The following is an 18256-nucleotide window of genomic DNA, read 5'->3' as shown; positions in this document are numbered from 1 at the left end:
CGGGCGCGCCCGCTCCCACAGGTCGGTGTAGCCATTAAAAACCCCGCCCGGGCAACCGGCGGGGTTTTTGCTTTACTGTTACCCGACATTCATCGGTAACTGTTCTGTCACCGTTGGCGCACGGCATCGGGGCGCCAGGAAACAATTCCGCTTCGTTTCGGTGCATTTCGCCGGCATTTTTCCCCGCACAGCACGCTACACTTGCCGTACTACAAGGCTTTGCCAATAATAGGCCCGGGAATTGCTAGGTCTATAGGTTCTATTTCTTGCGCTTTTGCATATTTTGCACTGGCTGTCAACATCGCCCGCAGCGGTTTCAGGCGCTTCTGTAAGTAGTTGTCGCTTTGAAGAAATATCGACTACCGGGCTGTCGCTAGAATGCCACTCACACGCTCGTGGTCTGCGACCTTGGTCGATACCCTGCGCGGCTCGCGTTGTACCCATTCGCATATCGGGCAGCCGTTACCTGCCTTGTATTGCCCCGTACCGATGGAGTTACCTGATGAAGAAGCTCGCACTGCTTGGCGCCTTGGCGCTGTCCGTGTTTTCCCTGGTATCGCAGGCCGATGAAAAACCGTTGAAAATCGGCATCGAAGCCGCCTACCCACCGTTTGCCTTCAAGCAGCCTGATGGCAGCATCGCCGGTTTCGACTACGACATCGGCAACGCGCTGTGCGAAGAGATGAAAGCCAAGTGCACCTGGGTCGAGCAGGAATTCGACGGCCTGATCCCGGCGCTGAAAGTGCGCAAGATCGACGCCATCCTGTCGTCCATGTCGATCACCGAAGACCGCAAGAAATCGGTCGACTTCACCAAGCGCTACTACCTGACCCCGGCGCGCCTGGTCATGAAGGAAGGCACCACCGTCAGCGACAGCCTGGATGAACTCAAGGGCAAGAAGATCGGCGTGCAGCGCGGTTCGATCCATGACCGTTTCGCCAAGGAAGTGCTGGCTCCCAAGGGTGCCACCGTGGTTCCTTACGGCACCCAGAACGAAATCTACCTGGACGTGGCGGCTGGCCGCCTGGACGGTACCGTGGCTGACGCCACCCTGCTGGAGGACGGTTTCCTGAAGACCGACGCCGGCAAGGGCTTCGCCTTCGTTGGCCCGTCGTTCACCGACGTGAAGTATTTCGGTGACGGCGTCGGCATCGCCGTACGCAAGGGTGACAAGGCCAACGCCGATCGCATCAACGCGGCCATCGACGCCATCCGTGCCAATGGCAAGTACAAAGAAATCGAGAAGAAGTACTTCAACTTCGATATCTACGGTCCAGACTCGAACTAAGACGTCGGGTTTCACCTGTGCAATGGTGCAAACAGCAGAAACTCTGAGGTTTGCACCATTTTTCATTCTCTAGGTCGAGGACCTCATCATGTTGAAAGGCTACGGGGCAGTCATCCTCGACGGGGCGTGGCTGACGCTGCAGCTCGCCCTGTCGTCGATGGCCCTGGCCATCGTGCTCGGCCTGATCGGTGTGGCGCTGCGCTTGTCGCCGGTGCGCTGGCTGGCCTGGCTGGGCGATCTGTATTCCACGGTGATCCGTGGCATTCCGGACCTGGTCCTGATCCTGCTGATCTTCTATGGCGGGCAGGACATCATCAACCGGGTGGCGCCGCTGTTGGGCTATGAAGACTACATCGACCTGAATCCGCTGATCGCGGGTATCGGTACCCTGGGCTTCATCTTTGGCGCGTACCTGTCGGAAACCTTCCGTGGCGCGTTCCTGGGCATTCCCAAGGGGCAGGCCGAAGCGGGCGTGGCCTATGGCATGAGCAATCGCCAGGTGTTCTTCCGCATCCAGGTGCCACAGATGATTCGCCTGGCTATTCCAGGTTTCACCAACAACTGGCTGGTGCTGACCAAGGCCACCGCGCTGATCTCGGTGGTCGGCTTGCAGGACATGATGTTCAAGGCCAAGCAGGCGGCCGATGCCACCCGCGAGCCTTTCACCTTCTTCCTCGCGGTGGCGGCCCTGTACCTGGTGCTGACCAGTGTCTCGCTGCTGGCCCTGAAGTATCTCGAGCGCCGCTATTCGGTGGGCGTCAAGGTGGCTGAACTATGATCTTCGACTACAACGTCGTCTGGGAGGCGTTGCCGATGTACTTCGGCGGCCTGCTGACCACGCTCAAGCTGCTGGCCATTTCGCTGTTCTTCGGCCTGCTGGCGGCCATTCCGCTGGGCCTGATGCGGGTGTCCAAGCAGCCGGCAGTCAACCTGCTGGCCTGGCTCTACACCTATGTGATCCGCGGCACGCCGATGCTGGTGCAGCTGTTCCTGATCTACTACGGCCTGGCGCAGTTCGAGGCGGTGCGCGAAAGCGTGCTGTGGCCGCTGTTGTCCAGCGCCACCTTCTGTGCCTGCCTGGCGTTCGGCATCAACACCAGCGCCTACACTGCCGAGATCATCGCTGGCAGCCTCAAGGCCACGCCGCATGGCGAGATCGAGGCGGCCAAGGCCGTGGGCATGTCGCGCATGAAGATGTACCGGCGCATCCTGCTGCCGTCGGCCCTGCGCCGGGCGCTGCCGCAGTACAGCAACGAAGTGATCATGATGCTGCAGACCACCAGCCTGGCGTCGATCGTCACCCTGATCGACATCACCGGTGCTGCGCGCACGGTCAATGCCCAGTACTACCTGCCTTTCGAGGCCTATATCACGGCGGGCGTGTTCTACCTGTGCCTGACCTTCATCCTGGTGCGCCTGTTCAAGATGGCCGAACGCCGCTGGCTCGGCTACCTGGCGCCGCGCAAGCACTGACCGCTTTGTGAGAATCGACAGCATGTACAAACTCGAAGTCCAAGACCTGCACAAGCGCTACGGCAGCCATGAAGTGCTCAAGGGCGTGTCCCTGTCGGCCAAGGCAGGCGATGTCATCAGCATCATCGGCTCCAGCGGTTCGGGCAAGTCGACCTTCCTGCGCTGCATCAACCTGCTGGAGCAGCCGCACGCGGGCAAGATCCTGCTCAACAATGAAGAACTCAAGCTGGTGCCGGGCAAGGACGGTGCGCTCAAGGCCGCCGACCCGCGTCAGTTGCAGCGCATGCGCTCGCGCCTGTCGATGGTGTTCCAGCATTTCAACCTGTGGTCGCACATGACCGCGCTGGAGAACATCATCGAAGCACCGGTGCACGTGCTCGGGGTGAACCGCAAGGAAGCCCTGGAAAAGGCCGAGCACTACCTGGCCAAGGTCGGTGTCGCGCACCGCAAGGACGCCTTCCCCGGGCACATGTCCGGCGGCGAGCAGCAGCGGGTGGCCATTGCCCGGGCGCTGGCGATGGAGCCGGAAGTGATGCTGTTCGATGAGCCGACTTCGGCGCTGGACCCGGAGCTGGTGGGCGATGTGCTCAAGGTCATGCAGGCCCTGGCCCAGGAAGGCCGGACCATGGTCGTGGTAACCCACGAAATGGGCTTTGCCCGCGAAGTGTCCAACCAGCTGGTGTTCCTGCACAAGGGCCTGGTGGAAGAAACCGGCTGCCCACGCCAGGTGCTGGCCAACCCGCAGTCGGAGCGCCTCAAGCAGTTCCTCTCCGGCAGTCTGAAGTAAAAGCTGCATTTTTGCACCATAATAGGGCATGCTGCGCCGCAAGCGCAGCCTGACCCGGCGCACAGACTCGAACGACCTCAGGTTTCGGACCGCACCCTATGACCACCCAGCGAATCGGTTTTCTCATCTGGCCCAATACCAGGCCCTTGACCCTGGCGCTGGCCGAGGAAGTGTTGCAGGTGGCGCAGCGGGTGCACCCGGAGGTGGTCTACGAGCTGCTGTTCCTGCAGGCGGAGCCGGCGCAGGAGGGTAGTTGGCGCCTGCCGGGCGAGCCGTGGAACGGCCGTCTTGACGGTTGCCAGAAGCTGTTCCTGCTGGCTGACGAGCCGCCGGCGGCGGTGGCGGGGCCCCTGGTGGCGGCGCTCAAGCAACTGGCGCGCAGCGGCTGCATGATCGGTGGCCTGTCGGCCGGGGTCTACCCCCTGGCGATGCTGGGCCTGCTCGATGGCTACCGGGCGGCGGTGCATTGGCGCTGGCAGGATGATTTTGCCGAGCGTTTTCCCAAGGTCATCGCCACCAGCCATCTGTTCGACTGGGATCGCGATCGCCTGACCGCCTGTGGGGGCATGGCGGTGACCGACCTGCTGCTGGCGGTGCTGGCACGTGATCACGGTGCGGAGCTGGCTGGGGCGGTGTCGGAGGAGCTGGTGGTCGAGCGCATCCGCGAGGGGGGTGAACGCCAGCGCATTCCGTTGCAGAATCGCCTGGGCTCCAGCCACCCCAAGCTGACCCAGGCGGTGCTGCTGATGGAAGCCAATATCGAAGAGCCGCTGACCACCGACGAAATCGCCCAGCATGTGTGCGTGTCGCGGCGGCAACTGGAGCGCATCTTCAAGCAGTACCTCAATCGCGTGCCGAGCCAGTATTACCTGGAGCTGCGGCTGAACAAGGCGCGGCAGATGCTGATGCAGACCAGCAAGTCGATCATCCAGATCGGCCTGTCCTGCGGTTTTTCTTCCGGGCCGCATTTTTCCAGTGCGTATCGCAATTTCTTTGGGGCAACACCACGCGAAGACCGTAACCAGCGGCGTAATAGCAGCCCGTTCGAGTTGAGTTCGGCGCCGGCCGAGAAGGGCTGAGGTTTCGGTGGGGGCGGGGTGCATGCCTTGGGGGTGATGGTGGGGCGGAAATCGAGCGCCGCCCGCGCGGCGCATCGCGGATGAATCCGCTCCCACATTTGTTGCAACGTGCCGAACCTGTTACGCCATGGTCGCCTGCCTTGGCGCATGTCTTGAGTCTTGCAAGCCGGCTGGCAACCATGGCCTGACAGGCATGGCCACGTTGCAACAAATGTAGGAGCGGATTTTATCCGCGATGCGCCGCGCGGGCGGCGCTCGATTTCCGCCACGACACATCAACACCACCTTGCACCCGCGGCCACCCCGAATCGCCTGTGAACACCCGTTCACCCAGCCCCCTCTCTCCCGTACACTGCGCTATTGCGACAGTGTTTGTCGCATTGCCGAAAACCTTGTGCAAACAGGGTTTTGCGCTGTAACAAGTTGTCGCTTGGCCGCAAGGACAGGCGCGGATCAGTCCTTACAATCCCCCCATCGCTCGCCACTTCCAGGCCAGCGTTCCTCATCAGGAGACTCAGATGTCCGTTGAGCAAGCCCCGGTGCAACGTGCCGATTTCGACCAGGTCATGGTCCCCAACTATTCCCCGGCGGCCTTCATTCCTGTGCGAGGCGAGGGTTCCCGTGTCTGGGACCAGTCGGGTCGCGAGCTGATCGACTTTGCCGGTGGCATCGCGGTCAACGCCCTGGGCCACTGCCACCCGGCACTGGTCAAGGCCCTGACCGAGCAGGCCAACACCCTCTGGCACGTATCCAACGTATTCACCAACGAGCCGGCCCTGCGCCTGGCGCACAAGCTGGTGGATGCCACCTTTGCCGACCGGGCGTTCTTCTGCAACTCCGGCGCCGAGTCCAACGAGGCCGCCTTCAAGCTGGCCCGGCGCGTTGCCCATGACCGCTTCGGCCCGGAAAAGCACGAAATCATTGCCACCGTGAACAGCTTCCACGGGCGTACCCTGTTTACCGTCAGCGTCGGTGGCCAGCCGAAGTATTCCGACGGCTTCGGCCCGAAGATCACCGGTATCAGCCATGTGCCCTACAACGACCTGGAAGCGCTGAAGGCACAGATTTCCGACAAGACCTGCGCCGTGGTCATCGAGCCGATCCAGGGCGAGAGCGGCGTGGTGCCGGCCGACAAGGCCTACCTGGAAGGCGCGCGCAAACTGTGTGACGAGCACAACGCCCTGCTGATCTTCGACGAAGTGCAGACTGGCGTGGGCCGTACCGGTTCGCTGTATGCCTATCAGCACTACGGTGTGACCCCGGACATCCTGACCAGCGCCAAGAGCCTGGGCGGCGGCTTCCCGATCGGCGCCATGCTGACCACCACCGAGCTGGCCAAGCACCTGGCCGTCGGCACCCACGGCACCACCTATGGCGGCAACCCGCTGGGCTGCGCCGTCGCCTGCGCAGTGCTGGACGTGGTCAACACCCCGGAAACCCTGGCTGGCATCAAGGCCAAGCACGAGCGTTTCAAGGTGCGCCTGGAGCAGATCGGCCAGAAGTACCAGCTGTTCACCCAGGTGCGTGGCGTTGGCCTGCTGCTGGGCTGCGTGCTCGCCGAGGCCTGGAAAGGCAAGGCCAAGGAGGTGCTCAACGCCGCCGAGAAAGAGGGCCTGATGGTGCTGCAGGCCGGCCCGGATGTGGTCCGCTTTGCCCCAAGCCTGGTGGTTGAAGACGCCGATATCGATGAAGGCCTGGATCGCTTCGAGCGCGCCGTGGCCACCCTGACCCAGGCCTGAACGGCCTGAGGTCCCTTCGCCGGCTCCCGCGCTGCGTGCGGGCCGGCGATACCCGATTCCCGTGCAGGTGCCGGTGCACCTGCCGTTTTTTCGTGCCGCCGTGAGCGGCCCGTATTCCAAAGGAGTGACACCATGCTGGTGATGCGCCCCGCGCAAATGGCTGATCTGAACGAAGTGCAGCGCATGGCTGCAGACAGCCCCATTGGTGTCACCTCGCTGCCGGACGACGCTGCTCGCCTGGGCGACAAGATCGCCGCTTCCGAGACTTCCTTCGCCGCCGAGGTCAGCTTCAACGGCGAGGAAAGCTACTTCTTCGTCCTTGAAGACAGCGAAACCGGCAAGCTGGCAGGCTGCTCGGCGATCGTCGCTTCGGCCGGCTACTCCGAGCCGTTCTACAGCTTTCGTAACGAAACCTTCGTACACGCCTCGCGCGAGCTGAAGATCCACAACAAGATCCACGTGCTGTCGCTGTGCCACGACCTGACCGGCAACAGCCTGCTGACCAGCTTCTATGTACTGCCGGAGCTGGTGAACAGTGGTTGGGCCGAGCTCAATTCGCGTGGTCGCCTGTTGTTCATGGCTTCGCACCCGGAGCGTTTCGCCGATTCGGTGGTGACCGAGATCGTCGGCTACAGCGACGAGCAGGGTGAATCACCGTTCTGGGATGCCATCGGTCGCAACTTCTTCGACCTCAACTACGCCGACGCCGAGCGCCTGTGCGGCCTGAAGAGCCGTACCTTCCTCGCCGAGCTGATGCCGCATTACCCGATCTACGTGCCGCTGCTGCCTGACCTGGCGCAGGAGGCGATGGGCCAGGTGCATCCGCGGGCGCAGATCACCTTCGACATTCTCATGCGCGAAGGCTTCGAAACCGAGCACTACATCGACATCTTCGATGGTGGCCCGACGCTGCATGCGCGTACTTCGGGCATCCGTTCGATCGCCCACAGCCGGGTGGTGCCGGTGAAGCTGGAGGACGCCCCGGTCAAGGGCGGGCGCCCGTACCTGGTGTGCAACGGCCTGCTGCAGGACTACCGCGCAGGGCTGCTGGACCTGGACTGGGTGCCCGGCAAGCCGGTCAGCCTGAGCCTGGCGGCCGCCGATGCGCTGGGGGTGGGCGAGGGCGCCAGCGTGCGCCTGGTCGCGGTCTGAGGTCTGGCAACAGACGTTTGCGGATTGATGCGTTAGCAGAGTTTCGCGCCGGCCGCCGCCGTCGCACAAGGAGATAGCATGATCGTTCGTCCTGTACGCAGCAGCGATTTGCCTGCGTTGATCGAATTGGCACGCAGCACCGGGACCACCGGGCTGACCACGCTGCCGGCCAACGAAGAGCGCCTGGGGCATCGCGTTGGCTGGGCGGAAAAAAGCTTCCGTGGCGAAGCCGAGCGCGCCGACACCGACTACCTGTTCGTGCTGGAAAACGACGAAGGCCTGGTAGTGGGCATCAGTGCCATCGCCGGTGCCGTCGGCCTGCGCGAGCCCTGGTACAACTACCGGGTCGGGTTGACCGTCAGCGCCTCGCAGGAGCTGAAGATCTACCGCGAAATCCCCACCCTGTTCCTGGCCAACGACCTGACCGGCAACTCCGAGCTGTGCTCGCTGTTCCTGCGCAGCGACTACCGCTCGGGCCTCAATGGCCGCCTGCTGTCGCGGGCGCGCATGTTGTTCATGGCCGAGTTCCCCGAGCTGTTCGGCAAGAAGATCATCGCCGAAATGCGCGGCATGTCCGATGAGCAGGGGCGTTCACCGTTCTGGGAAAGCCTGGGCCGGCACTTCTTCAAGATGGAGTTCAGCCAGGCCGACTACCTCACCGGCGTGGGCAACAAGTCGTTCATCGCCGAGCTGATGCCCAAGTTCCCGCTGTACACCTGCTTCCTGTCCGAGGCGGCCCGCAACGTCATCGGCCGCGTGCACAAGGACACCGAGCCGGCGCTGGCCATGCTCAAGCAGGAAGGTTTCAACTACCAGGGCTACGTCGACATTTTCGACGCTGGCCCTGCCATCGAGTGCGACACCGACAAGATCCGCGCCGTGCGCGAAAGCCAGACCCTGGTGCTGGCCGTGGGCACGCCGGGCGATGACGCCACGCCATACATCATTCACAACCGCAAGCGCGACGACTGCCGCATCACGGCTGCACCTGCGCGGTTGGCCGCCGGTACCCTGGTGGTCGACCCCCTGACGGCCAAGCGCCTGCGCATGGGTGCTGGCGACAATGTGCGCGCGGTGCCGCTGTCGGCAAGCCGGGAGGCCAAATAAATGACCACGCATTACATCGCCGGCAACTGGCAGGCTGGCCAGGGCGAAACCCTGCAGTCGCTCAACCCGGTAACGCAGTCCGTCATCTGGCAAGGCCAGGGCGCTGACGCCAGCCAGGTGGACGCCGCCGTACAGGCCGCCCGCCAGGCCTTCCCGGCCTGGGCACAACTGAGCCTGGACGCGCGTATCGAGGTGCTGGAAAAGTTTGCCGAGCAGCTCAGGACGCATGCCGAAGCGCTGGCCCAGTGCATCGGCGAGGAAACCGGCAAGCCGCTGTGGGAGTCGGCCACCGAAGTCACCAGCATGATCAACAAGGTGGCGATCTCGGTGCAAAGCTATCGCGAGCGCACCGGCGAGAAGAGCGGCCCGCTGGCCGATGCCACGGCTGTGCTGCGGCACAAGCCCCACGGTGTGGTGGCGGTGTTCGGCCCGTACAACTTCCCTGGCCACCTGCCCAACGGCCATATCGTCCCAGCCCTGCTGGCGGGTAACTGCGTGGTGTTCAAGCCCAGCGAGCTGACCCCCAAGGTCGCCGAGCTGACCGTCAACTGCTGGATTGCCGCCGGCCTGCCGGTGGGGGTGTTGAACCTGGTGCAAGGCGCGCGTGAAACCGGCGTGGCGCTGGCCGCCAACCCGGGTATCGACGGCCTGTTCTTCACTGGCTCCAGCCGTACTGGCAACCTGCTGCACCAGCAGTTCGCCGGCCGCCCGGACAAGATCCTGGCGCTGGAGATGGGCGGCAACAACCCGCTGCTGGTGGACCAGGTCAAGGACCTCGACGCTGCGATATACACCATCATCCAGTCGGCCTTCATTTCCGCTGGCCAGCGCTGCACCTGCGCCCGTCGCCTGCTGGTCCCACAAGGCAGCTGGGGCGATGCGCTGATCGCGCGCCTGGTCGAGGTGTGCAAGACCATCACGGTGGGGGCGTTCGACCAACAGCCGGCGCCGTTCATGGGGTCGGTGATTTCGCTGCAGGCGGCGCGCGCGCTGCTGGCGGCCCAGGCCGAGCTGGTTGCCAAGGGCGCCGTGAAGCTGCTGGAAATGACCCAGCCGCAGGCCGATGCCGCGCTGCTGACCCCGGGCATCCTCGATGTCAGTGCCGTCAGCGAGCGGCCGGACGAAGAATTCTTCGGCCCGCTGCTGCAGGTGATTCGCTACGCCGACTTCGATGCCGCCATCGAAGAGGCCAACAACACCCAGTACGGCCTGGCTGCCGGTTTGCTGTCCGACTCCCGCGCCCGCTACCAGTATTTCTGGTTGCGCAGCCGCGCTGGCATCGTCAACTGGAACAAGCAGCTGACCGGCGCCGCCAGCAGCGCGCCGTTCGGTGGTGTCGGCGCCAGTGGCAACCACCGCGCCAGCGCCTATTACGCCGCTGACTACTGCGCTTACCCCGTGGCCTCGCTGGAGACCGCCAGCCTTGCCTTGCCGGCGACCCTCACGCCGGGCGTCACCCTATAACAACAGGTCTCGGAGCCTAGCCGATGAAATCCTATGAAGTGAATTTTGATGGCCTGGTGGGGCCTACCCACAATTACGGCGGCCTGTCCTACGGTAACGTGGCTTCGCAGAGCAACAGCCAGCAGGGGTCCAACCCGCGCGAAGCCGCGCGCCAGGGCCTGGCGAAGATGAAGGCGCTGGCCGACATGGGCTTCAAGCAGGGCGTACTGGCGCCGCAGGAGCGCCCGGATGTGGCCGCGCTGCGCCGCCTGGGCTTCAGCGGCAGCGATGCCGAAGTGATCCAGCGCGCTGCCAGGGAAGCCATGCCATTGCTGGTGGCCAGCTGCTCGGCCTCGAGCATGTGGGTGGCCAACGCCGCCACCGTCAGCCCCAGTGCCGACACGGCCGATGGCCGTGTGCACTTCACCGCTGCCAACCTCAACTGCAAGTACCACCGCAGCATCGAGCACCCGACCACCAGCCGCGTGCTCGGGGCCATGTTCAGCGATGAGCGGCATTTTGCCCACCATGCGGCGCTGCCTGCGGTGGCCCAGTTCGGTGACGAGGGCGCGGCCAACCACACGCGCTTCTGCCGCAGCTACGGCGAGGCTGGCGTGGAGTTCTTCGTCTATGGCCGCAGTGCGTTCGACAGCCGCTACCCGGCGCCGCAGAAGTACCCGGCCCGGCAAACCCTGGAAGCCTCGCAGGCGGTGGCCAGGCTGCATGGCCTGAGCGACGATGGCGTGGTCTACGCTCAACAGAACCCGGCCGTGATCGACCAGGGCGTGTTCCACAACGATGTGATCTCGGTGGGCAACGGCGAAGTGCTGTTCTACCACGAGGATGCGTTCCTCCAGACCGACACGGTACTTGGCCAGCTGCGAGCTAAACTGGCCAGCAAGGGTGGCAACTTCCAGGCCATCTGCGTGCCACGCGCAGCGGTGACGGTGGAGGACGCGGTGCGGTCCTACCTGTTCAACAGCCAGCTGCTCAGCCGTGAGGATGGTTCCATGCTGCTGGTGGTGCCGGAAGAGTGCCGCAACAATGAACGGGTCTGGGCCTACCTGGGCCAGCTGACCAGCCAGGGCGGCCCGGTGAAGGAGGTCAAGGTGTTCGACCTCAAGCAGAGCATGCAGAACGGCGGTGGCCCGGCTTGCCTGCGTTTGCGCGTGGCGTTGAAGGAAACGGAACTGGCAGCGGTCAACCAAGGCGTTATCATGACCGCCCCGCTGTACGACACCCTGGTGCAGTGGGTCGACAAGCACTACCGCGACCGCCTTGGCGAAGCGGACCTGGCCGACCCGCAGCTGTTGCTGGAATGCCGTACGGCGCTGGACGAGTTGACCCAGATCCTGAAGTTGGGCTCGGTTTATCCGTTCCAACGCCAACCTTGAAGAGAGACTTTGCAATGACCGACGCCCTGCGCCTGATCCTCGAAGATGAAGACGGCACCCAGCTGGAGACTTCCTGCACCCGCTTTGCCGTGGTCTGGCAAGGCAAGGAAGTGTGGATTCAGCAGGATGGCCGTGGCCAGCTGTTGATCGGCGTGGATGTCGAGGAAGACGACACCGAGTATGCCAACCTGTTGCTGCGGCCGATGGCCACCAACCTGGTCAGCCTGCAACTGGAAATGGAGCCGGCGGAGCTTGGCGAAGACGACGATCACGTCCATGGCCCCGACTGCGGCCACCACCACTAAGGAAGTCCCTATGCTCGCCCTTGGCAAATTGCTTGAGCTGACCCTCACCGATCACGAACCGGCCGAGAAGACCCAAGTGACTCCAAAGGGCGTGCGTTTGCGCTGGCTAGGCGAGGGCGCGCTGGAAGTGCGCCCGGCCGAAAGCGACGATTGCGGGCTCGACTTGCTGTTGTCCGCCGGTATCCACGGCAACGAAACGGCACCGATCGAATTGCTCGAGCGCCTGCTGCACGATGTGGCCAAGGGCAAGATCATTCCCCGGGCGCGAGTGCTGTTCCTGTTCGGTAACCCAGCGGCGATCCGCAAGGGTGAGCGTTTCATCGAGCAGGACATCAACCGCCTGTTCAACGGCCGCCACGAGCTGTCCAGTGGCTTCGAGGCCTTGCGTGCCGCGGAGCTGGAACAGTTCGCCCGGGTGTTTTTCAGCAAGCCGGGGCGCAAGCGCCTGCATTACGACCTGCATACGGCCATTCGCGGTTCGAAGATCGAGCAGTTCGCCTTGTACCCCTATAAAGAGGGGCGCAAGCATTCCCGTGATGAGCTGGCACGCCTGGCAGCAGCGGGGATGCAGGCGGTGCTGCTGCAGAGCAAGTCGTCCATTACCTTCAGTGCCTTCACCTATGAGCAACTGGAAGCCGAAGCCTTTACCCTGGAATTGGGCAAGGCCCGCCCGTTCGGCCAGAACGAACTGGTCAACCTCGACAAGCTGGAACAGCGCCTGATCCAGATCATCGAGCACACCGAGCCGGAAGGCGAAGGTTCGCTGGATGGCCTGCAGCTGTTCAGCGTTTCCCGCGAGATCATCAAGCACAGCGACAGCTTCCACCTGCATCTGCCGGCGGACATCGAGAACTTCTCCGAGCTGAGCAAGGGCTACCTGCTGGCCGAGGACCTGGCGGAAACGCGCTGGGTGGTCGAGGAGGAAGGGGCGCGTATCATCTTCCCCAACCCCAAGGTCAAGAACGGCTTGCGCGCCGGTATCCTGATCGTGCCGGATTCAGGGCAGCGCCTCGGCTAGCGCTAATGGGCAAAGGTTTGGTGTAGGAGCGGCCTTGCGTCGCGATGGGGCGCGCAGCGGCCCCGGCAACATTGGCGACCAGGCTGAAATTGCCGGGGCGGCCTTGCGCCCCATCGCGACGCAAGGCCGCTCCTACACAGGCCTTTGCCCGGAATGGCAGCCCATGAAACTCTTTTAATTCACCGCCTGTTCCATTTTCCCTCCCCCTGAGCGGTAATTGGCTTGCCAGTAGCGAAAGGCAGGCTTTAGCATCCGGCCATGTCGTTTTCGTTTGCATAGCCCGAAAAACCGTCCAAACGATGGTTTCTATCGTATAAACACACTGCATCGAGACCGCAGGACCGATATAATGCGGCCCTTTGCCGTCGTTTCGTCGACGCGTTTGCCCAACAGGGCTGCCGTTTCCGTGGAAGAACCTATGAAAAGCGCAGAAATCCGTGAAGCCTTCCTTCGCTTCTTCGAAGAGCAGGGACATACCCGAGTCGCCTCCAGTTCGCTGATCCCGAACAACGACCCGACCCTGCTGTTCACCAATGCCGGCATGAACCAGTTCAAGGACTGCTTCCTCGGTGCGGAGAAGCGTGCCTACACCCGTGCTGTCAGCAGCCAGAAGTGCGTGCGCGCCGGCGGCAAGCACAACGACCTGGAAAACGTTGGTTACACCGCGCGCCACCATACCTTCTTCGAGATGCTGGGCAACTTCAGCTTCGGCGACTATTTCAAGCGCGACGCCATCACCTTCGCCTGGACCTTCCTGACTTCGGAAAAGTGGCTGAACCTGCCCAAGGAAAAGCTCTGGGTAACGGTCTACGCCACTGACGACGAAGCCTACGACATCTGGACCAAGGAAGTCGGCGTGCCAGCCGAGCGCATGGTGCGCATCGGCGACAACAAGGGCGCGCCGTACGCTTCCGACAACTTCTGGACCATGGGCGACACCGGCCCGTGTGGCCCGTGCACCGAGATCTTCTACGACCACGGCCCGGACATCTGGGGCGGCCCACCCGGCTCGCCGGAAGAAGACGGCGACCGCTACATCGAGATCTGGAACAACGTCTTCATGCAGTTCAACCGCACCGCCGATGGCGTGCTGCACCCGCTGCCAGCGCCGTCGGTGGACACCGGCATGGGCCTGGAGCGTGTCAGCGCCGTGCTGCAGCACGTGCATTCGAACTATGAGATCGACCTGTTCCAGAACCTGCTGGCGGCCGCGGCCAAGGCCATCGGCTGCAGCAATGACGGCCAGGCTTCGCTGAAAGTGGTGGCCGACCATATCCGTTCGTGCGGCTTCCTGATCGCCGACGGCGTGCTGCCGTCCAACGAAGGCCGTGGCTACGTGCTGCGCCGCATCATTCGCCGCGCCTGCCGCCACGGCAACAAGCTGGGTGCCAAGGGCAGCTTCTTCTACCAGATCGTGGCCGCGCTGGTCGCCGAAATGGGCGCAGCCTTCCCCGAGCTGAACAGCCAGCAGGCGCACATCGAGCGCGTGCTCAAGGCCGAAGAAGAGCAGTTCGCCAAGACCCTGGAGCAGGGCCTGCGTATCCTCGAGCAGGACCTGGCGCAGCTGAAGGGCGACGTGGTACCGGGCGACGTGGTGTTCAAGCTGTACGACACCTATGGCTTCCCGATGGACCTGACTGCCGACATCGCCCGCGAGCGCGAGCTGACCATCGACGAAGCCGGCTTCGAGCGCGAGATGGACGCCCAGCGTGAGCGTGCCCGCTCGGCCAGCGCCTTCGGCATGGACTACAACAGCCTGGTCAAGGTCGACAGCGCTACCGAGTTCCTCGGCTACGACGCTACCGAAGGCCAGGGCAAGGTCATCGCCCTGTACAAGGACGGCCAGGCCGTCGACCAGCTGGGTGAAGGCGAGCAGGGCGTGGTCGTGCTCGACCGCACGCCGTTCTACGCCGAGTCCGGCGGCCAGGTGGGCGACACCGGCTACCTGCAGGCCGGCGCTGCACGTTTCGACGTGCGCGACACCACCAAGACTGGCGGTGCCTTCCTGCACCACGGCGTGGTCGCCAGCGGTGCGCTGCTGATCGGTTCGTCGGTCGATGCCAGGGTCGATGCCGAGGTGCAGCACGCCACCTCGCTGAACCACTCGGCCACCCACCTGCTGCACGAAGCGCTGCGCCAGGTGCTGGGCGAGCACGTACAGCAGAAGGGCTCGCTGGTCGACAGCCAGCGCCTGCGTTTCGACTTCAGCCACTTCGAGGCGGTGAAACCGGAGCAGATCAAGGCCCTGGAAGACATCGTCAACCGCGAAGTGCGCAAGAACACTGCGGTGGAAACCGAGCTGACCGACATCGAGACCGCCAAGGCCAAGGGCGCCATGGCGCTGTTCGGTGAGAAGTACGGCGACACCGTGCGTGTGCTGAGCATGGGCGGCGATTTCTCGGTGGAACTGTGCGGCGGTATCCACGCCAAGCGCACCGGTGACATCAGCCTGTTCAAGATCATCAGCGAAGGCGGCGTGGCTTCTGGCGTGCGCCGTATCGAAGCGGTAACCGGCGCAGCGGCGCTGGCCTACCTGAACGCTGCCGAAGAGCAGGTCAAGGAAGCCGCGCAACTGGTCAAAGGCAACCGTGACAACCTGATCGACAAGCTGTCGGCTGTGCTCGAGCGCAACCGCCAGTTGGAGAAGCAGCTGGAACAGCTGCAGGCCAAGGCCGCCAGCGCCGCCGGGGATGATCTCTCCAACGCGGCCGTTGAGGTCAAGGGCGCCAAGGTGCTCGCCGCCCGCCTGGACGGGCAGGACGGCAAGGCCTTGCTGGCGCTGGTCGATCAACTGAAGAACAAGCTCGGCCACGCAGTGATCCTGCTGGGCAGCGAGCATGAGGGCAAGGTCGTGCTGGTGGCCGGTGTGACCAAGGACCTCTCCAGCCAACTCAAGGCTGGCGATCTGATGAAACAAGCCGCTGCGGCGGTGGGTGGCAAGGGCGGTGGCCGTCCGGACATGGCCCAGGGTGGTGGCGTCGACGTCGCTGCACTGGACCAGGCCCTGGCGCTGGCCGTGCCATTCGCAGAGCAGGGACTTTGAGATGGGTCGGCCAGTGGTCTAGTCGCTGGCCGACCCATGTTGGATTGTTTTTTGGGGCCCTGTATGGGCTGAGGCACCATTGAAATGGCGTTGATCGTACAGAAATTTGGCGGCACCTCTGTCGGTTCCATCGAGCGGATCGAGCAGGTAGCCGATAAGGTCAAGAAACACCGTGAGGCGGGCGACGACCTGGTGGTTGTGTTGTCGGCCATGAGCGGTGAAACCAATCGCCTGATCGACCTGGCCAAGCAGATCAGCGATCAGCCGGTTCCACGCGAGCTGGACGTGATCGTGTCGACCGGTGAGCAGGTCACCATTGCCCTGCTGGCCATGGCCCTGATCAAGCGTGGTGTGCCAGCGGTGTCCTACACCGGCAACCAGGTGCGCATCCTCACCGACAGCGCGCACAACAAGGCGCGCATCCTGCAGATCGACGACCAGAAGATCCGTGCCGACCTCAAGCAAGGCCGCGTGGTCGTGGTAGCGGGCTTCCAGGGCGTCGACGAGCACGGCAACATCACCACCCTGGGCCGTGGCGGCTCCGACACCACCGGCGTGGCCCTGGCGGCGGCGCTGAAGGCCGACGAGTGCCAGATCTACACCGACGTCGATGGCGTCTACACCACCGACCCGCGCGTCGTGCCACAGGCCCGCCGTCTGGAGAAGATCACCTTCGAAGAGATGCTGGAAATGGCCAGCCTCGGTTCCAAGGTGCTGCAGATCCGTTCGGTGGAGTTCGCCGGCAAGTACAACGTTCCGCTGCGCGTGCTGCACAGCTTCAAGGAGGGTCCGGGTACCCTCATTACCATTGATGAAGAGGAATCCATGGAACAGCCGATCATTTCCGGTATCGCCTTCAACCGTGATGAAGCCAAGCTGACCATTCGCGGCGTGCCGGACACCCCGGGCGTGGCCTTCAAGATCCTCGGCCCGATCAGCGCCTCGAACATCGAGGTCGACATGATCGTGCAGAACGTTGCCCACGATAACACCACCGACTTCACCTTCACCGTACACCGCAACGAGTACGAGAAGGCGCAGAGCGTGCTGGAAAACACCGCGCGTGAAATCGGTGCCCGTGAAGTGATCGGCGACACCAAGATCGCCAAGGTGTCGATCGTTGGCGTCGGCATGCGTTCGCACGCCGGTGTTGCCAGCCGCATGTTCGAAGCCCTGGCCAAGGAGGGCATCAACATCCAGATGATCTCCACCTCCGAGATCAAGGTTTCGGTGGTGATCGAAGAGAAGTACCTGGAGCTGGCCGTACGCGCGCTGCACACCGCGTTCGAACTCGACGCTCCGGCACGACAGAGCGAGTAAATCGCTGCCTGGAAGGGCGCGGCTTGCCGCGCCCTTCGCGTTTCTGCTTGCCACGCAGGCCCTGTCCAAGCCTGCGTGGCGGGCAACCAAGGCCCGAGTCGTCGTCCACGGCCAGGCCGCGACACCCAAGACTGTTATCCCTGTATGTTTCGCGTAAGGAGAAAGCTATGTTGATTCTGACTCGTCGGTGCGCCGAGAGCCTGATCATTGGAGACGGCGAGATCACCGTGACGGTGCTCGGCGTCAAGGGCAACCAGGTGCGTATCGGCGTCAGCGCCCCGAAAGAAGTGGCCGTTCACCGCGAGGAAATCTACCTGCGGATCAAGAAGGAGAAGGACGAGGAGCCAAGCCTTTAATTTTTTTGAAGTTTTTTTCAAAAAAAGGGTTGCAAACGAGGAAGGCTGTGTTTAATATTCGCCTCGTGTTGCGGTGAGGTGGCCGAGTGGCCGAAGGCGCTCCCCTGCTAAGGGAGTATACCTCATAAGGGTATCGGGGGTTCGAATCCCCCCTTCACCGCCATTATTCGCTTAGGGCGCTGCAAACAGTAAGAACGCTAAGTAGTTGATTTTAAACGAAAAAGTTCTTGAAAAAATGTTTCAGCGACCTATAATGCGCGGCAAGACACGGACTCATAGCTCAGCTGGATAGAGTACTCGGCTACGAACCGAGCGGTCGGAGGTTCGAATCCTCCTGAGTCCGCCACTTTTGAAGTGGCTTTGATTGCAAGGCTGCTTCAAATCACCAGTGGTAATCTGGTCTAAAAATACCAACCACGGACTCATAGCTCAGCTGGATAGAGTACTCGGCTACGAACCGAGCGGTCGGAGGTTCGAATCCTCCTGAGTCCGCCACTTTTGAAGTGGCTCTGCTTGCAAAGCACCTTCAACCACCAGTGGTAACCTGGTCTAAAAATACCACCACGGACTCATAGCTCAGCTGGATAGAGTACTCGGCTACGAACCGAGCGGTCGGAGGTTCGAATCCTCCTGAGTCCGCCATACCCCATCAAGAAGCCCGCTCAATTGAGCGGGCTTTTTGTTTTCTTCGCCAATGAATTGTTGGCGATGTCGATCTAAGCTCTCCTGTAGATGTGGCGTTTGGCTTTGCG

At 62.9% G+C, this 18256-nt stretch carries 15 protein-coding genes and 4 tRNA genes; all 19 read left to right on the top strand.

What is annotated here, in order from left to right:
- The first annotated feature begins 502 nt into the window (after positions 1–502).
- The 19 genes from ACJA3S_RS18180 (at position 503) to ACJA3S_RS18090 (ending at position 18146) form a co-directional block, all read left to right on the top strand.
- Complete coding sequence (locus ACJA3S_RS18180) at positions 503–1288, top strand: ABC transporter substrate-binding protein (protein ID WP_170031228.1); 786 nt, start codon at positions 503–505, stop codon at positions 1286–1288.
- 88 nt (positions 1289–1376) lie between these two features.
- Positions 1377–2066, top strand: a complete 690-nt coding sequence (locus tag ACJA3S_RS18175; RefSeq protein ID WP_012273568.1) for an ABC transporter permease — start codon at positions 1377–1379, stop codon at positions 2064–2066.
- The gene (locus ACJA3S_RS18170) at positions 2063–2761 is read left to right on the top strand and encodes an ABC transporter permease (protein ID WP_406819495.1); all 699 of its coding nucleotides are present in this window, start codon (positions 2063–2065) and stop codon (positions 2759–2761) included. Before ACJA3S_RS18175 ends, ACJA3S_RS18170 begins: the two co-directional genes overlap by 4 nt.
- A 22-nt stretch (positions 2762–2783) precedes the next feature.
- Positions 2784–3548 carry an ABC transporter ATP-binding protein gene (locus ACJA3S_RS18165; protein WP_406819494.1) on the top strand — a complete coding sequence of 255 codons (765 nt, stop codon included), beginning with the start codon at positions 2784–2786 and terminating at the stop codon, positions 3546–3548.
- A 98-nt stretch (positions 3549–3646) separates the two neighbouring features.
- Positions 3647–4627 (top strand): transcriptional regulator ArgR, encoded by a 981-nt coding sequence (argR, locus tag ACJA3S_RS18160; protein ID WP_170031222.1) that lies wholly within the window; start codon positions 3647–3649, stop codon positions 4625–4627.
- A 518-nt stretch (positions 4628–5145) separates the two neighbouring features.
- The gene (locus ACJA3S_RS18155) at positions 5146–6366 is read left to right on the top strand and encodes an aspartate aminotransferase family protein (protein ID WP_406819493.1); all 1221 of its coding nucleotides are present in this window, start codon (positions 5146–5148) and stop codon (positions 6364–6366) included.
- A 132-nt stretch (positions 6367–6498) separates the two neighbouring features.
- Positions 6499–7518 (top strand): arginine/ornithine succinyltransferase subunit alpha, encoded by a 1020-nt coding sequence (aruF, locus tag ACJA3S_RS18150; RefSeq protein WP_406819492.1) that lies wholly within the window; start codon positions 6499–6501, stop codon positions 7516–7518.
- Positions 7519–7596: 78 nt separating this feature from the next.
- The gene (gene astA / locus ACJA3S_RS18145; RefSeq protein WP_063912885.1) at positions 7597–8625 is read left to right on the top strand and encodes an arginine N-succinyltransferase; all 1029 of its coding nucleotides are present in this window, start codon (positions 7597–7599) and stop codon (positions 8623–8625) included.
- The gene (gene astD, locus ACJA3S_RS18140) at positions 8626–10089 is read left to right on the top strand and encodes a succinylglutamate-semialdehyde dehydrogenase (RefSeq protein ID WP_406819491.1); all 1464 of its coding nucleotides are present in this window, start codon (positions 8626–8628) and stop codon (positions 10087–10089) included. It begins immediately after the preceding gene.
- Between the two features lie 23 nt (positions 10090–10112).
- Positions 10113–11462 carry an N-succinylarginine dihydrolase gene (astB, locus tag ACJA3S_RS18135; protein ID WP_170031215.1) on the top strand — a complete coding sequence of 450 codons (1350 nt, stop codon included), beginning with the start codon at positions 10113–10115 and terminating at the stop codon, positions 11460–11462.
- A gap of 14 nt (positions 11463–11476) precedes the next feature.
- The gene (locus ACJA3S_RS18130; RefSeq protein ID WP_003254508.1) at positions 11477–11767 is read left to right on the top strand and encodes a topoisomerase II; all 291 of its coding nucleotides are present in this window, start codon (positions 11477–11479) and stop codon (positions 11765–11767) included.
- A gap of 10 nt (positions 11768–11777) precedes the next feature.
- On the top strand, positions 11778–12785 hold the full coding sequence (gene astE / locus ACJA3S_RS18125; RefSeq protein ID WP_406819490.1) for a succinylglutamate desuccinylase: 1008 nt from the start codon (positions 11778–11780) through the stop codon (positions 12783–12785).
- Positions 12786–13203: 418 nt separating this feature from the next.
- Positions 13204–15828 carry an alanine--tRNA ligase gene (gene alaS / locus ACJA3S_RS18120; RefSeq protein ID WP_406819489.1) on the top strand — a complete coding sequence of 875 codons (2625 nt, stop codon included), beginning with the start codon at positions 13204–13206 and terminating at the stop codon, positions 15826–15828.
- 84 nt (positions 15829–15912) lie between these two features.
- Positions 15913–17148, top strand: a complete 1236-nt coding sequence (locus tag ACJA3S_RS18115) for an aspartate kinase (RefSeq protein ID WP_170031209.1) — start codon at positions 15913–15915, stop codon at positions 17146–17148.
- A 167-nt stretch (positions 17149–17315) separates the two neighbouring features.
- Positions 17316–17504: a carbon storage regulator CsrA gene (gene csrA, locus ACJA3S_RS18110; RefSeq protein WP_003254503.1), complete on the top strand. Its 189-nt coding sequence runs from the start codon at positions 17316–17318 to the stop codon at positions 17502–17504.
- Positions 17505–17576: 72 nt separating this feature from the next.
- Positions 17577–17667, top strand: a tRNA-Ser gene (locus ACJA3S_RS18105).
- 106 nt (positions 17668–17773) lie between these two features.
- Positions 17774–17850: transfer RNA gene (locus ACJA3S_RS18100), tRNA-Arg, on the top strand.
- 72 nt (positions 17851–17922) lie between these two features.
- Positions 17923–17999 (top strand) — tRNA-Arg (locus tag ACJA3S_RS18095).
- A gap of 70 nt (positions 18000–18069) precedes the next feature.
- Positions 18070–18146, top strand: a tRNA-Arg gene (locus tag ACJA3S_RS18090).
- Positions 18147–18256: the final 110 nt, after the last annotated feature.

It is taken from the genome of Pseudomonas sp. KnCO4 (genome assembly GCF_045344305.1).
GTDB classification, from domain to species: domain Bacteria; phylum Pseudomonadota; class Gammaproteobacteria; order Pseudomonadales; family Pseudomonadaceae; genus Aquipseudomonas; species Aquipseudomonas anuradhapurensis.
The sequence above is the reverse complement of the archived record's forward strand: the minus strand, read 5'-3'. Positions and strand labels throughout refer to the sequence as shown.